We start from the raw sequence: 15,863 nt of genomic DNA, 5'->3' as shown, positions 1-15,863 counted from the left end.
TTAATCTTTCTTACTAGCAACTAGTACTTCATCAATCATCCCAAAACCTTTAGCTTCTTCAGCTTTCATCCAGTAATCACGGTCTGAAGCTTTTTCTACCCACTCATAAGACTGGCCAGAATGGTTAGAAATGATGTCGTACAGTTCCTTTTTTAATTTAAGCATTTCCCTAAGGTTAATCTCCATATCAGAAGCCACACCCTGAGCACCACCTGATGGTTGGTGAATCATTACACGTGAGTGAGGTAATGCAGCACGTTTTCCTTTAGCACCTGCAACCAATAAAACTGCTCCCATCGAAGCTGCCATACCGGTACAAATTGTAGCCACATCAGGTGTGATGTACTGCATGGTGTCGTAAATACCTAAACCGGCATAAACTGAACCACCTGGTGAATTGATATAAATTTGAATATCTCTATTGTTATCTGTTGACTGTAAAAACAACAATTGAGCCTGTATAATGTTTGCATTTCCGTCATAAATAGCATCACCTAAAAAGATGATCCTATCCATCATTAAACGTGAAAAAACGTCCATTTGCGCAACATTAAGCTGACGTTCTTCAATGATATAAGGTGTCATGCTTTTTGGAGAGTTGTTTGTTGCTCCAATAAAACGATCAACATTTAAACCGTTTATACGGTGATGTTTAACTGCATATTTTCTAAACTCGTCTTTATCTATTTTCATAAGTTCCTATTTTATTTTTATCTGTTATGAAGCTTCCTTCGGAGGTTTCATAAGTTCTTATTTTCTTTTTATTTATTATGAAGCTTCCTTCGGAGGTTTCATCATTTTTATTTTTCTGAAATCTATTCTTATTTTTTAATAATAACAACCAAAGTAGATAAACTAAATTGGTAATTTATTGTGGCATTGTAAAATTTGAATATCTTTTATATAAATAAGGCGGCCTTAATAAAGCCGCCTTATCCGTAATACTATATAATTAATTAAGTTTTCTGTTACCAGATCCTACTTATTTTAACTCTACAAATTTGTTATAAGCTATTTCTTTTTGTTCGATGGTAGCAACTGATTGAATGTGTTCGAAAACTTTAATCGCTTTTACTTCATCAAAAATACGGTTAGCATTGTCTTTCTCTTTAAGGAAAGTAGCAGTGTACTGAGCCAATTGATCTTCCGGCATCGGAGCTGGACTGTACATTCTAAATTGTGCGTCTAAACGTTGTTTTGCTGTCTGGAAAACATCTTCGTATTTAATCTCGATGTTATTGTCTTTAATCAATTTGTTTTCGATTAAAGTCCACTTCAAGTTTTTAGCGAAATCTTCATAACCTTCAGCTAATTCTTCGTCAGTTAGTTTTTCGTTAGTAGCTTTTAACCATTTACGTAAAAACTCATCTGGCAAATCAATTTTAATGCTGTCAGTAAGTTTAGTATACATATCGTTTTGTAATTTACGATCTGCATCTTGCTTAAACATGCTTTCGATTTCTTCTGTAATTCTGGCAGTAAAACCAGCCTCATCAGTTACTTCACCTGCACCAAATAATTTATCAAAGAACTCTTGATTTAAATCAGCTTCCTCTAAACGGTTTACATTTTTAACCGTTACCTGGAATTTAGACTGTAATCCTTTAGCTTCTTCTTCGCTGATGTTTAATAACTTAGCTATAATAACCTCGTTTTTATCAAAAGCTTTTTGAACATCTAATTCAACTACGTCATCCTTTTTTAAACCAATTAAAGATTTTAAAATCTTTTTATCAGTAACCTGATCTAAACGAATAGATCCTGTTTGAGTAATGCCACCTTCAAAAACTGAACCATCAGGAGAAAGTTGTGCTAATTCGGCATAAAGTACGTCTTCTTCTGCCGAAACTTCAGGGTTTGACATTTTGCCATAGCTTTTGCGGATGTTTTTGATACGCGCAGCTAGAGTTTCTTCGTCAGCTTTAACAACATATTGAGTAAATTTATCTTTCGACGAAAGGTTTACTTCAACAGCTGGAGCTAATCCTAATTCATAATCAAATTCAAACTCATCTGTATAATCCCATTTGAATTCTTTTGAATCATCCATCACAGGCAAAGGTTGACCAAGAATTTCTACTTTATTATCAGTTAAGTGTTTGCTTAAAGTTTCGCTTAACAGGTTGTTGATCTCTTCTACAAGAATACTTCTGCCATACATTTTTTTGATGTGAGCAGCAGGAACCATTCCTTTACGGAAACCAGGAAGGGTTGCTTTTTTAGCTTGATCTTTTATAGTTTTATCAACTTTTTCAGTATAATCTTCAGGTGCAATTTTAATTTTTACAACTGCGTTTAAGTCGTTAATTTTTTCCTGTGTAATGTTCATCTTTCTGAATCAATATTTTTATAACCGTCTTTATATAAAAATTCCCCCGTGTTGCGGGGGAATTTTTGTGTGCGGAAGAAGGGACTCGAACCCCCACGCCGTGAAGCGCCAGATCCTAAGTCTGGTGCGGCTACCAATTACGCCACTTCCGCAGTTAGGATTGTTTTAGGACTGCAAATATAGGGATAGTTTTTAATTCACAAAACCCTTTTCAAAATATTTTCAATAAATATTCAGCGCGCCTATTCCCCTCCTTTATTATTTAATCACGATAAAAATTTCACGCTTCTGATAACCAGCAAAATACATTCAAAAACTTTAAGACAGAAAAAATTTTCAAGGTGAAAAAAAAATTAAAATATTTTTTCATTTAACTGCATTTCAATAGATCGATTTCTAATTTTCGCCCAAAAACCACTCAAATATTCCTTTTTTCAAATGTTTTTAAGGACTAAAAATTTTTAGACAGCCGCTAAAAAATCAATTTATTTCTGTTTTTTTTGAAAAAAAATGATGGAAAGCCTGAAATAAAATGAATTCATCATTTATTTGGAGTTCTATGTATTTATATTTTTATTTACTCGAATCAATAGAATCCAAATAAGGATGTAATTAAATTGGAATTTATACCAATCTAAATTCCTATTGATTAAGTTTTGAATCGGAATTAGGTCCGACAAAAAAACAAAAATACAGTCGTCCCTTACACCACGTTTAAAGGGACCTTGTTCGGACCTCGTTCGACCACAGCCGAACAAAGTCCGAACATGCCACGTTCAAGACCCGACCTACCTTCCGAACCAAAAAAAATGGTAAAAAAAAGTGATAATGAAATTTGTCATTACCACTTTCTTATATTTCTTTAAAAAATGTTACTTATACCCCAACCCCATATTGTAAAATAGAAACGCCCACTTGTCGGCAATCTCTTCAATAGCTTTATCTGTCGGTTTACCGGCGCCATGCCCGGCGTTGGTCTGTATGCTGATCAGTACCGGTGCATCACCTCCTTGCATAGCTTGCAATGTTGCTGCAAACTTAAAAGAGTGCGCAGGTACCACCCTATCGTCATGATCTGCGGTAGTAACTAGTGTTGCCGGATATTTCACGCCTGCTTTTAAAGCATGTACCGGCGAATACTTATGTAAGTATTCGAACATTTCTTTTGAATCTTCTGATGTTCCATAGTCATAGCTCCAGCCTGCTCCTGCTGTAAATTTATGGTAACGCAACATATCCATTACGCCTACAGCCGGAAATGCCACCTTAAATAACTCTGGTCGCTGCGCCATGGTAGCACCCACAAGCAAGCCACCATTTGAACCGCCCATTATTGCCAGGTAATCTTTAGAAGTATACTTATTCGAAATCAGATACTCAGCCGCAGCAATAAAATCATCAAATACATTTTGCTTTTGCAGTTTGGTTCCTGCGAGGTGCCATTTCTCGCCATACTCGCCACCACCACGAAGGTTAGGAACAGCGTAAACTCCGCCTTGCTCTAACAAAACGACTATCGAAGTACTAAATGCAGGAGTTAAACTGATGTTAAAACCTCCGTAACCATATAACACAGTAGGATTTTTGCCGTTTAACGAGATTCCTTTTTTATAGGTGATAATCATTGGTACTTTAGTGCCGTCTTTAGAAGTATAGAATATCTGCTTAGACTCATACTTTGAAGGGTCGAAATCGATACCCGGCTTTTTATACACCTCCGATTTACCCGTAGTTACCGAATATTTAAAAATGGTAGTAGGGTAAACATATGATGTAAAGGTATAAAACAGCTCAGGTTCCTTCTTTTTACTTCCAAAACCAACAGCGGTACCTATTCCGGGCAATTTAATTTCATGCTCCATTTTACCATCCATATCGTACTGCAATACCATCGAAACTGCATCCTTTATGTAGTTGGCAAATAACTTACCTCCTCCGGTTGATGGACTTAATACATTATCCGTTTCTTTAATCAGGTCTTTCCAGTTTGCCGGTTTAGGGTCGGCAGCATCAACAGTAACGATGCGTCCGTTTGGCGCGTTCAGGTTAGTATATATGTATAGCTTGCTGCCAATATTATCAATAATGCTATGGTTTTGCTCAAAATTATCAACCACTGGGATGATTGCAGCGTTGGCTACAGAAAGATCTTTAATATACAATTCATTGCCCGATGTAGAATTGGCAGCTGAGATAATCAGGTAGTGCTCATCCTCGGTTAAACCTGCGCCAATATACCTGCGAGGAGTTTTTGCTCCACCAAACACTAGTTGATCGTCTTTTTGCGAAGTTCCCAGGGTATGGAAATACAATTTATGCTGCTCCGTTAAGCCTGATAGCTGACTACCCTCTTTTGGTTTATCATAACTGCTATAGTAAAAGCCGGTATTGCCTTGCCATGCGATCCCGGAGAATTTCACATCTGTCAGTGTATCACCAATAATTGATTTATCGGCGGCGTGCATTACGACAACGCTAGTCCAGTCTGAACCACCTGCCGACAACTGATAAGCCACTAAACTGCCATCTTTAGAAAAGCTGATATCTGCCAATGAAGTGGTTGCATCTTTAGAGAAAGAATTAGGATCGAGAAACACTTCGGGCTCCCCTCCTTCTTTTTGGCGATACAGAACACTTTGGTTTTGTAATCCTGTGTTTTTATAGAAATAAGTATAATCGCCTTCTTTAAATGGCTGAGAATACTTCTCGTAGTTCATCAACTTTGTTAGTCGCTCCTTTATGTTTTTTCGGTAAGGAATTTGAGCAAGGTACTTCTGGGTTACTGCATTTTCTGCTTTTACCCATGCTTTAGTGTCTTCTGCACGATCATCTTCCAGCCAACGGTACGGATCTTCTACTACAGTTCCAAAATAGGTATCTTTTATATTTTCTTTTTTCGTTTCCGGATAAGTTATCGTCATTTTTTGCAGTGTATTGTTTTTTTGAGCCTGAGCAAAAGTAGGGAACATAATGACAAGTGCTAGCAGACTGCTTTTAAATGTTATTTTCATAGTCAAAATTGTTTTACCTAAAGTCTATTATTGCATTTCTACTTATAAAAATAAACAAAAAATACGCACACAACACTGTTACTTTTCTTTATTACTATGAATACGTAACTTGGGCGCTTTAATTTGCTTCTATGAAGAACTTATTCTACAAATCGGCCTGTGTTGGGCTGGCACTTGTTTTAACTTCTAACTGTGTTTGGGCTCAGGTAGAAAAAACAGACGACATTAGTAAAACCTCTCCTTACCGTGCTTCGGCAACCAAAATAAATGCACTGATACATACTAAATTAGATGTAAAGTTCGATTACTCAAAGCGCCATCTGATTGGCAAGGAATGGGTTACCTTAAAGCCTTATGCCTATGCCACAGATTCGCTAACACTGGATGCAAAAGGCATGGATATCAGAACCATTGCTCTGGTAAATGGAAAAAATCTGCAAACGCTAAAGTACACTTACGATGAAGATCAGCTAAAAATACAGTTGGGAAAGAAATTCTTACCCGGCGAGGCTTACACCATCTTTATTGATTACACGGCAAAACCTGATGAATTAAAAGTAAAGGGTAGTGCCGCCATAACTGATGCAAAAGGCCTATATTTTATTAACCCTGATAGCGCAGTTAAAGGAAAACCTGTACAGATTTGGACTCAAGGAGAAACAGAAGCTTCTTCGGCCTGGTTCCCTACAATAGATAAACCAAATCAGAAGACCACAGCCGAAATTAGCATTACCGCACCTGCAAAATATGTAACCTTATCGAACGGAAAACTGGTAAGTCAGCTAAAGAACCCCAATGGAACCCGTACAGATACCTGGAAAATGGATTTACCCCACTCTCCTTATCTATTTATGATGGCTGTTGGCGATTTCAAGATCTATCGCGATAAATGGAAAACTAAAGAGGTAAACTACTATCTGGAGCCCGCTTATGCTCCTTATGCGAAACAAATTTTTGGGCTTACCCCAGAAATGATAGACTTCTATTCTAAAACACTGGGAATCGATTATCCATGGAATAAATATAGTCAGATTGTAGTTCGCGATTATGTGAGTGGTGCGATGGAAAACACCACAGCAACCTTACATGGTGCTTATGTACAACGTACACCAAGAGAAATGCTCGATGAAAATTTCGGACAGGCAGAAAGCACTATAGCACACGAACTGTTTCATCAGTGGTTTGGTGATTATGTAACAGCCGAAAGCTGGAGCAACTTAACTGTAAATGAATCTTTTGCCAATTACAGCGAGTGTTTATGGGCGGAGCACAAATACGGAAAGGATGCTGCTGACGCGCATAACTATGAAGATATGAGTCAGTATTTGGGTTCTAAAAAAGATGATTTAAAGAACCTTGTACGTTTCCATTATGTAGATAAAGAAGAAGTTTTTGATGCGGTATCGTATCAAAAAGGAGGTCGCATTTTGAACATGATGCGCAATTATTTGGGAGATAAAGTTTTCTTTAAAGGCTTAAATATCTATCTGAAACAGAATGCCTTTAAAAATGGAGAAGCGCATCAATTGCGTTTAGCCATGGAGGAAGCAAGCGGACAGGATATGAACTGGTTCTTTAATCAGTGGTATTTTAGTTCCGGTCATCCTAAAATAACTATTGATTACGCCTGGGATGAAAGTACAAAAACACAGAAAGTTACACTTAAGCAAACTCAACCCGGTGATCCATTTACCTTACCTATGGCTATAGATGTGTACAGTGGCGGCAGTAAAAAACGCTATCAGGTAACATTTAAAGATGCGGTACAGACTTTCACATTCGCTAGTACAACTAAGCCTGACCTTGTAAACGTTGATGCCGACAAAGTTCTATTGGCTGAAAAAGAAGATCATAAATCTTTAGCTGAATTTGCTTTTCAGTATGCTCATGCTCCATTGTTTATGGATAGACTTGAAGCTATAGATGCTGCCGGAAAAAACAAAAAAAATGCTGAAGGTGCAAAAGTTTTGCTTTCGGCATTAAATGACAAGTATTACTCTTTAAGAATACAGGCGCTTGATTCAATTGCTTCTGATGATTCAGAGCTTCTTAGATCTGCTATGCCTGCCATTCAAAAACTTGCTGCCGCTGATCCGAATACAACTGTACAGGCTCAGGCAATTTCTATTATAGGCGGCAATAAAAATGCTGCCGATCTGCCATTGTTTAAGAAAGGATTGGAAAGTAAATCGTATGCAGTTCAGGGGGCGTCGTTACTGGCACTTGCATTACAGCAACCTGAAGAGGCTTTAGCTACTGCAAGAGTACTTGAGAAAGACAACAAAGCTGCCCTTACCCAAGCAATAGTAATTATTTATTCTAAATTTGGAACAGAGAAAGAGTTTCCTTTTATTACCGAGAAATTTGCTACAATGTCTGGCCAGGATCAAATAGAACTTGTTCCTGCTTATGTAAACATACTAGGTAAGGTTAGCGACATTAATGCGCTAAAAAAGGGAATCGACCTTGTTAAAGGTGTAGGATTAAAATATAAAAGTTACGGTTATAACGAATATGTAACTAACTATCTGGTTCAACTTAAAAAGCAAAAACAAAGTGACTCGGCTAGTTTAAGTTATATTGACAGTGCAATTAATGAATTGAGATAACAACCAACAATTTGAATTAACACACAAACTAAATATACAAATGACAAAGAGAACCATCTTATTTTTAGCGCTCGCAGTTAGCGTAACACTCTCGTGTAAGACAAAAAAGAAAATCGTACAAACCACTCCAACTGCTGTAGAGAAACCAGCAGGCGACACTGAGCTTGACAAAATTAGAAAAAATCTTCCTGAAAGTCAGGTAGAGCGCACAAATGCCGGAATTAAATTCACATTTAGCTCAGAGATTTTGTTTCCTACCAACTCTTCGTATTTAAATGAAGGTTCAAAAAAGAGCATTTCGGATGTTGCAACAGTTTTAAAACAAAAAGATGCAAGTCGTAAAATCCTTATCGAAGGGCACTCAGATAAAACCGGAACTGAAAAATACAACCAATGGTTATCAGAGAAACGTGCAGTATCTGTTAAAAAATACCTGATTAGCTTAGGCATTAATGGCAATAGAATCGAAACTTCAGGATTAGGCGACACTCAGCCAATTGCTGACAATAAAACCAAAGAAGGACGTTTAAAAAACAGAAGAGTTGAGGTTACTTTGTTAAAGTAACAAATGACTTTTAAAGATAAATAATTCAACCTAAGCCGGCCTGGTTAATAAAGTTCCTTTTGAAGCTGAAACAGATATTGAACTGCTTTAACCAGTCGGCTACCATACCAGGAGAACATTTCTCCATCAACCAGCATTACTTTTGCCTCAGGTATTACCTGCCTTATTTCTTCAAGGTGTTCTTCTTTGAAGGGATAAGGTTCTGAGGATAAGAATATCAAATCGGGTTTTAATTCGGCCAGTTCGCTTAGCTCAATTTCAGGATATCTTCTTTCTTTAATTACATTGCTAAGGCCGTTTATTGCTAAAATGTTATCTATAAAGGTGTCTCTGCCAGCCAGCATATATGGCTTTTTCCAGATCAGGTAAGCAACTTTTTTATTGATTCCGTTTTGTACGGCTAGAGTTTGAAGATCGTTGAAACCAGCGCTTATCAAATGATTTAAGTAAGAAGCTTCGGGTTGCCTGTCTACCAGCTCCCCTATTTGTGTAATGGTTTTCTTGGCATCTTCTAAAGTATAAATGTCGCTCATCCATACGGGATAATCTTCCATTAGCATTTCAATCTGCGATTGCTGGTTTTCTTCTTTATTGCCAATGATCAGGTCTGGTTTTAGCTCCCTTATCAGTTCAATGTTTAATTTCTTAGTGCCTCCTATTTTAGTTCGCTCCGCAAACTTTTCAATAGGATGAATGCAGAATTTAGTGAGCCCTATTATTTCCTTATCCAACCCAAGCTCAAACAGCAACTCTGTTTGAGATGGCACTAAAGAGATAATCCGCTTTGGCGGATAGTTGATTGAAATTTCCCTGTTTAGCTGATCTGTAAAACTGCGTTGCATGATGCAAAGATAAATGCTTCATTGCACTAATAAGCATTTATTCGTATTTCAATGCATCCACGGGATTTGTCTTTGCAGCACTGTATACCTTGCCAACTAACAGAAAACAATGCAATCAAAATGCATCAATCAGTTATCCTATTGGCATAGCCAATACCATTGCGATGATAACTATTTTAATAAAGCTTACTGACAGGAGGGCGGTAATACTGCCAATGCTTGCACCTAGTACTTATAAGTTTGATATTATAGACAGCATCAGTTCATGCTCAAATTTCTCGGCTACTAAACTGTCAACAAATTTAATCTCTAAAGGAAAGTCAGGATTTAGCTCTTTTGTGATTCTGGTTATCTGATTGATATTTTCCTGTCAGAAGCGAAACTTTTATTAAAGTCGCGTTCGGCAACCAATTTAACATTATTGGTTTTCAGGAAGCCATAAGTGGTTTGTATAATATCAAATAACATCTTTTATCGCCTTCGACCATGCCATGCCATTAATATAGAAACTTGCTACTAGACATCACCCTAATCACTATCTCTCAGTATCACAAGATTTCGTTGAGATATACGCTTTCCATTAACCTTGATATTTCCTGTGCACACTGCAATCTTCTTTAAGGGATATACTTTAAGGATGGTTGTAAGCGCCTCATTATTGTCCGTAGATATCCAATGAGTCCCAGATTTGTAAACTATCAAACGAGATCTCAATTTTTGAGCTTTTGCTACGAAATTTTCTCTGCAACTAACTGCCGCACACTCTTTCGCCCGGTTGGCACTAAATCCGAATTGCGTAAGTGTATCCGGTTTGAATTTTGATTCCGCCTTGCTGGAATGAGGGTTTTGAATGTTTAAAAACATCATACTTGAAACAGCTAAAACAGATACTATAATTTTTGTTATCATATTGTATAAAATTAAAGTTTGAACATTATGTAGCACTTAATTACTCATACTTCAGCGCCTTTACAGGATTGCTAACCGCAGCCTTTCTTGCCTGTATACTAACTGTAAATGCCGCTATTATTAAAGACATTAAAGTTGCAAGCACAAATGGAGCGAACGGCATATCAACCCGATAGGCAAATCCTTGTAGCCATTTATTCATGATGATGTAAGAAACAGGCCAGCTGATTAGGTTTGCCACTACAACCATCACCATAAAAGAGCGATTCAACATATTAACTATTTGCAAATTAGACGCACCCAACACTTTACGGACAGCAATTTCCTTAGTTCTTCGTTTTGAAACAAATGCTGATAAGGCAAATAAACCAAGCAAAGAAAGTAATATTGAAAAGACACTAAAAATTGTAATCATTTTCATGAAACGTTTGTCTGAAAGTATCTGCGCTTGAAAAGCATCCTCTCCAGAGGTATATATCATTGGAAATTCAGGGGAAATTTTCATCCACTCCAACCTTACTGATTCGAGCATATGTTGGTAATTATCAGTATTGAAACGGACTAAAAGATTATTGGTACTAGACATGCCCCCCAAATGAGTAACCTTATAAACTGTAGGCAAAACGGTCTTATCAAAACCTTCATTATTATAATCTTTGATCACTCCGATGATGCGAAAAGTATATTTTTTCTTTTCATCTGGCACATCATAATCCTGTCCAACGATATTTCCACCAAGTAATTTTGCAGCTGCTTCATTTAAAACGACCGTATTTATTGTATCCTGTTTATACTCTTTAGAGAACAGCCTACCACTAACCAGTCGTACACCCAAAGCTGGCAATGTTTCCATGGTAACTGTTACAGTATTGAAATCAAAGGTGTTACTTTTATACACTACTTTTTCAGAAACGTTAAATGAATTACCCATTACCTGAGTTGTAGTGGCTACGTATTCAACTCCGGGTATTTTTTTTATCCTTTCAGCAAACCGGTCATCATAATTGGTTGATATATTGATGAGATGAGAACGATCAAAACCAAGATCCTTATTCACTAAGAAATTTGTTTGTGATTGCATTACACCAATTGAGATTATAAATGTTGCCGCAATTGCAAACTGAACAATAACTAATCCGTTTCTTAAAGCAATGCCTTTAAAACTATGCTCATAATTTCCTTTTAATACAGCAATGGGATTATAGTTAGACAGTACAGCTGCAGGGTACAAACCAGCCAATAAGGTAACTACAATAAAGACAGCTAATAGCTGGAACAATATAACTACTAGTTTTGTATTGTGCCAAAAGTTAAGCTGTGCATCAAAATTACTACTAAAGGCGGGCAGTAACAGTTCAACAAGTGCAATACTAACTAATAAGGCCAGCATACTTTGAATAGCCGCCTCTAAAAGAAACTGCCACATAAGCTGTTTCTTACTTGTCCCCAATACCTTTTTAACACCAACTTCTTTAGCTCTTTGTACAGATTGAGCTGTGGCAAGATTAATAAAATTGATGACTGATATCAACAGTAAAAATATAGATAGTGCCACTACAGGCTTAATTTTATCAATCCAGTTTTTTGCAAAAGGAGGATTAGCATGGACATCTTTTAAAGGGATAATTTTTAAACTCGGAACGCGTGTACTTTTAGAACCAGCCTTATTTTGTGTTTCACCATAGAGTTTACTTTTATATTCAAAATGACCGCTGTTAATTGTTTTATTTAGCGCATTTGTATCTATTGCTGCATTTACTAAACCGTATATTTTACAAGGAGTCGTGACATTCAAATTCTCAGGGTCTTTTTCTCTTTCTCCATCATGCAGTATTGCATTAAACTTAAGGCTTTCTGGAGCCGAGGGATCTTCAACCACACCTGTTACAGTATAGGTTGAGCCAGCATCGCCCTTCCCAACAAATATCTTAATGGTTTTTCCTAAAGCCTCATTAGTACCAAACAACAACTTTGCAGTGCTACGCTTCAGAACTACTGAATTAGGGGATTGCAATGCATTATTTTTGTTGCCCTGCAGAAACTGATAAGGGAATACCTTAAAGAATAGAGAATCGGCATTAACAAATCCCTTTAATACTAAAGGGTCGGCAAGCCCGGTTTTTATGGAAACAACATCCCCCCAATCATTATCAATCTTAGTAACATATTTAAACTGAGGGATGCTTTTTTTGAGCATTGCTGCATTTCGGGAATTATTAAGTTCCTGCCAATGCGGCCTATTATCAGGAGTGGAAAGATTGTAAAATTCTCTGATCTGGTAAACATTTTCTAGTTTCGGATCCCATTTGTCATAACTATTTTCATGGTTAATAAATAACAACAAGAGTACAAAACCGGTAAGTCCAAGTGCCAATCCTCCAATATTAATTGCAGTATAAACCCTATTTTTAACCAGATTACGAAAGGCTATTTTAAGATTGAGTTTGAACATATGTTATCAGAGATTATTTAAACAGTTTGCTGAACGGTTACATCCTCCTTAATAACCCCATCCAATAAATGCAGGATACGACTACCATAGGCAGCATTAACTTCAGAGTGGGTAACCTGAACTATAGTAATCCCCTCTTCTTCGTTTAGTTTTTTAAACAGATCCATAATTTGCAATGCCTGTGCAGATTGTAGGTTTCCTGTAGGCTCATCGGCTAAAATGATAGATGGCTGTGCTACCAAAGCACGCGCAATACCTACCAATTGCTGTTGACCACCTGACAATTGATTAGGGAAAAGATCACTTTTAGCTACCATATTAAACCTGTCCAACATATCAGCAATACGACTTCTACGCTCAGGGCCCGGAACCTTTTTATAGAGTAATGGAGCCTCAATGTTTTCAGCTACCGTCATTTCATCAATTAAATGATAAGCCTGAAACACAAAGCCAATATGGTTGCGATACAATTCTATGCGCTTACGTTCGTTTAATGAAACTACATCTTCGCCCATAAACTCATACTGTCCGTAGGTTGGCTCTTCCAGCATCCCAAGTATATTTAGCAAAGTAGATTTACCGGCACCAGACGGGCCCATAATGGAAACAAATTCACCTTGTTTTATGCTGGTGGTTACGTGACGAAGGATATAACTTTTTACACCTTTGTTAGCGTAATATTTCTCTATATTTTTTAATTCTATCATGAGATTATGTTTTTAAATATTTAATTCTACTCGTATTTTAAGGCATCAATTGGATTGGTTTGAGCAGCCTTGTAAGAGCGCAAACTCACCGTAATAAATGTTATTGTCATTGAAATAGCCATAGCTATTGCAAATGGCCAAATGCTAAGGGGTATTCTGTAAGCAAACTCACTCAACCATTTACTAACAAATATATAAGCTAAAGGCCATGCTACCAGATTGGCTAAAAAAACCATTAACAAAAAGGAACCATTCAGCATCCTTACCAATTCGTAATTAGAGGCGCCCAATACCTTTCGGATGGCCACTTCCCTGGTACGTTGAGACGCTACAAATGAAATCAGACCAAAAAGACCTATGAATGAAATGAAGATGATGACACCAGAAAACACCCTAAACAATACACCCATAACACGTTCGGTATTGTAATAACTGTTTAAATCATCATTTAAAAATGCAGAACCATAAACATCATTAGGGAAAAGTTCATTCCAAATCTTATCTACCTGTTTCATCGCAGTCATCATTTGTTTACTATCCATTTTGATGGCCATATTGTAATACTCATTCTTTTGAGATGAAATCAGAATTGGTGAAATTGCCTGACGAAGTGATTTATCATTAAAATCCTTAACAATGCCAACTATTGGAAACTTTTTGCCATTAACCTCCAGCAGTTTACCCAAAGCCTGTTCAGGAGTTTTAATATTCGACATTTTTAAAAACGTTTGATTTACGATATAGCCATTAGTCGTATCACTTTTATAGGGTAGTTTACCGGCAATTAATTTTAAATCAAAAGTCTTGAAGTAGTCAATATCCCCATACATCTTTCTAACTTGAAAATCTTTGACTTTGATGCCATTAAGCGAAAAGCTACTTTCTGCTATATTATTTGATGATGGAGGTACATCGCAAAAAGTTAGATTACTAATGCCTGGAACTTTGAGCAACCGTTCTTTTAAACTACTGTACTTAAGCTGACTTAAGCTATCAGCCGGCATACCTACCACAGCTACTGCATCAGGATTAAATCCTAGTGGCTGTTGGCGCATATAGTTCATTTGTTTTAATACCACCAGGGTAGAAATGATGAGGATTATGGTAATGGTAAACTGAACTACCACCAATATTTTGCGTAAACCTAAACCTCCGGCATTACTTGCCGTCATTTTATTCTTGATGGCAAGTGCAGGGCTAAAGCCCGACATAATTAATGATGGATAAAGGCCGGCAAGAAAACTAACAACAAGCACCAATACAATTAGAAAAACAAAGATTACCGGATGTTCTAACATGCTAAACGAGATCTGCTCATCGAAAAGATTCTGCATATAAGGCAAGGCAAATTCCGTAAGTACACAGGCAATTAATACTGAGATGATGCTGATGGTTAGCGTTTCTCCTAAAAACTGCATCACCAACTGCTTGCGTCGACTACCCATTACCTTTCTGATGCCTACTTCTTTTGATCTGCTTACCGCTTGTGCAGTTGCCAGATTTATAAAATTAATACAAGCTGTAAGGAGTAAAAATGCACCAATAATTGACAAACTATAAATTTCTTTCTTCTCCATTCTTTTCCCGGAGAAGTTTCCATAACGGGCATTTTGATGAATATCCTTTAAAGGTTGAAAGGCATGGAACTGACGATTTCCATCTGTATCGTTCTTATAATATTTTTTATTAAACTGAGCTAAGGCCCCATCTAGCGAGCCTATATCTACGCCCTTTTTTAATAACACATAGCATTCTGAACTTGAACCTACCGATCCCCAATTGTCACTATCTTTATAAGGATAGTTAGCATAGCTGACAAGAATATTTAAGGCGAGCGTACTATTTTCTGGCATCTCTTTAAATATCCCTGTTACTTTTAAATCCATTTGGTTTCTAAAGCGGATGGTTTTACCCATTGCTTTTCGCCAGTCGCCAAAGTATTTTGTCGCTTTATCTTGAGACAGCACAACACTATTAGGTTGTGTTAGGGCTATGCTTGATGTTCCAGCTAGCCATGTTAAGTCGAAAATATCAAAGAATTCCGGTTGTGTATAAAAAATTCGTGTGTCTTCCTTAAAGGTAGTTCTACCTGCTTCATCACGAACCAAAACTACCCCTCCCGTACTTTGAATTGCAGCAACCTTTTCAAACTGAGGCATATCATTACGTACGGCCTTTGAAAGCGGAACAGGTACACCCTGAGATGCATCTACACTTCCTTTGCTTTCCCAATTACTTACCACGCGATATATACGATCCTTATTTACAAATTGATCATCAAAGCTAAGCTGGTATCTTATAAAAATAAATATCAGAATACAACTAGCCATACCAATTGCAAGTCCGGTAATGTTTATAAATGTATAAGCCTTATGTTTCCAAAGATTTCGCAAGGCGATTTTTAAATTCAGTTTAAACATCTCAATTCTTATTTGTCGT

At 37.0% G+C, this 15,863-nt stretch carries 10 protein-coding genes and 1 tRNA gene; 2 read left to right on the top strand and 9 right to left on the bottom strand.

The genetic code is table 11. The annotated features are described in order from the left end of the window. The 4 genes from clpP to HQN83_RS19120 form a co-directional block, all read right to left on the bottom strand. The gene (gene clpP, locus HQN83_RS19135; protein WP_108203614.1) at positions 1–693 is read right to left on the bottom strand and encodes an ATP-dependent Clp endopeptidase proteolytic subunit ClpP; all 693 of its coding nucleotides are present in this window, start codon (positions 691–693) and stop codon (positions 1–3) included. Positions 694–982: 289 nt separating this feature from the next. After that, positions 983–2,329 carry a trigger factor gene (tig, locus tag HQN83_RS19130; protein ID WP_173092381.1) on the bottom strand — a complete coding sequence of 449 codons (1,347 nt, stop codon included), beginning with the start codon at positions 2,327–2,329 and terminating at the stop codon, positions 983–985. A 70-nt stretch (positions 2,330–2,399) separates the two neighbouring features. Next, a tRNA-Leu gene (locus HQN83_RS19125) sits at positions 2,400–2,481 on the bottom strand. A gap of 720 nt (positions 2,482–3,201) precedes the next feature. Next, complete coding sequence (locus HQN83_RS19120) at positions 3,202–5,340, bottom strand: prolyl oligopeptidase family serine peptidase (protein ID WP_173092379.1); 2,139 nt, start codon at positions 5,338–5,340, stop codon at positions 3,202–3,204. Between the two features lie 131 nt (positions 5,341–5,471). Here HQN83_RS19120 and HQN83_RS19115 point away from each other — a divergent pair, with 131 nt between their 5' ends. Together HQN83_RS19115 and HQN83_RS19110 are read left to right on the top strand one after the other, a co-directional pair. Continuing rightward, positions 5,472–7,949, top strand: a complete 2,478-nt coding sequence (locus tag HQN83_RS19115) for a M1 family aminopeptidase (protein ID WP_173092377.1) — start codon at positions 5,472–5,474, stop codon at positions 7,947–7,949. Positions 7,950–7,989: 40 nt separating this feature from the next. After that, positions 7,990–8,514, top strand: a complete 525-nt coding sequence (locus HQN83_RS19110; protein ID WP_173092374.1) for an OmpA family protein — start codon at positions 7,990–7,992, stop codon at positions 8,512–8,514. A gap of 44 nt (positions 8,515–8,558) precedes the next feature. On the opposite strand, the gene HQN83_RS19105 is transcribed toward HQN83_RS19110, so the two are convergent. The 5 genes from HQN83_RS19105 to HQN83_RS19085 all read right to left on the bottom strand — a co-directional run bounded on the left by HQN83_RS19105 (position 8,559) and on the right by HQN83_RS19085 (position 15,844). Further along, complete coding sequence (locus tag HQN83_RS19105) at positions 8,559–9,356, bottom strand: ABC transporter substrate-binding protein (protein WP_173092372.1); 798 nt, start codon at positions 9,354–9,356, stop codon at positions 8,559–8,561. A gap of 528 nt (positions 9,357–9,884) precedes the next feature. After that, complete coding sequence (locus HQN83_RS19100; protein ID WP_173092370.1) at positions 9,885–10,265, bottom strand: hypothetical protein; 381 nt, start codon at positions 10,263–10,265, stop codon at positions 9,885–9,887. Between the two features lie 40 nt (positions 10,266–10,305). Next, positions 10,306–12,717, bottom strand: a complete 2,412-nt coding sequence (locus HQN83_RS19095; protein ID WP_173092368.1) for an ABC transporter permease — start codon at positions 12,715–12,717, stop codon at positions 10,306–10,308. Positions 12,718–12,734: 17 nt separating this feature from the next. Next, positions 12,735–13,424, bottom strand: coding sequence for an ABC transporter ATP-binding protein (locus HQN83_RS19090; protein WP_173092366.1), 690 nt, complete (start codon positions 13,422–13,424; stop codon positions 12,735–12,737). 26 nt (positions 13,425–13,450) lie between these two features. Next, a complete protein-coding gene (locus HQN83_RS19085; protein WP_173092364.1) occupies positions 13,451–15,844 on the bottom strand; it encodes an ABC transporter permease in 2,394 nt (797 codons plus the stop codon). Between the last annotated feature and the right edge of the window lie 19 nt (positions 15,845–15,863).

Source organism: Pedobacter foliorum (assembly GCF_013266735.1).
Classification (GTDB): domain Bacteria; phylum Bacteroidota; class Bacteroidia; order Sphingobacteriales; family Sphingobacteriaceae; genus Pedobacter; species Pedobacter foliorum.
This window is presented reverse-complemented; position numbering and strand designations above follow the sequence as displayed.

What these genes read in the sequence shown, in the direction of transcription:
- clpP (WP_108203614.1), bottom strand. Translation starts at nt 693, where the DNA reads ATGAAAATAGATAAAGACGAGTTTAGAAAATATGCAGTTAAACATCAC.
- tig (WP_173092381.1), bottom strand. Translation starts at nt 2,329, where the DNA reads ATGAACATTACACAGGAAAAAATTAACGACTTAAACGCAGTTGTAAAA.
- HQN83_RS19120 (WP_173092379.1), bottom strand. Translation starts at nt 5,340, where the DNA reads ATGAAAATAACATTTAAAAGCAGTCTGCTAGCACTTGTCATTATGTTC.
- HQN83_RS19115 (WP_173092377.1), top strand. Translation starts at nt 5,472, where the DNA reads ATGAAGAACTTATTCTACAAATCGGCCTGTGTTGGGCTGGCACTTGTT.
- HQN83_RS19110 (WP_173092374.1), top strand. Translation starts at nt 7,990, where the DNA reads ATGACAAAGAGAACCATCTTATTTTTAGCGCTCGCAGTTAGCGTAACA.
- HQN83_RS19105 (WP_173092372.1), bottom strand. Translation starts at nt 9,356, where the DNA reads ATGCAACGCAGTTTTACAGATCAGCTAAACAGGGAAATTTCAATCAAC.
- HQN83_RS19100 (WP_173092370.1), bottom strand. Translation starts at nt 10,265, where the DNA reads ATGATAACAAAAATTATAGTATCTGTTTTAGCTGTTTCAAGTATGATG.
- HQN83_RS19095 (WP_173092368.1), bottom strand. Translation starts at nt 12,717, where the DNA reads ATGTTCAAACTCAATCTTAAAATAGCCTTTCGTAATCTGGTTAAAAAT.
- HQN83_RS19090 (WP_173092366.1), bottom strand. Translation starts at nt 13,424, where the DNA reads ATGATAGAATTAAAAAATATAGAGAAATATTACGCTAACAAAGGTGTA.
- HQN83_RS19085 (WP_173092364.1), bottom strand. Translation starts at nt 15,844, where the DNA reads ATGTTTAAACTGAATTTAAAAATCGCCTTGCGAAATCTTTGGAAACAT.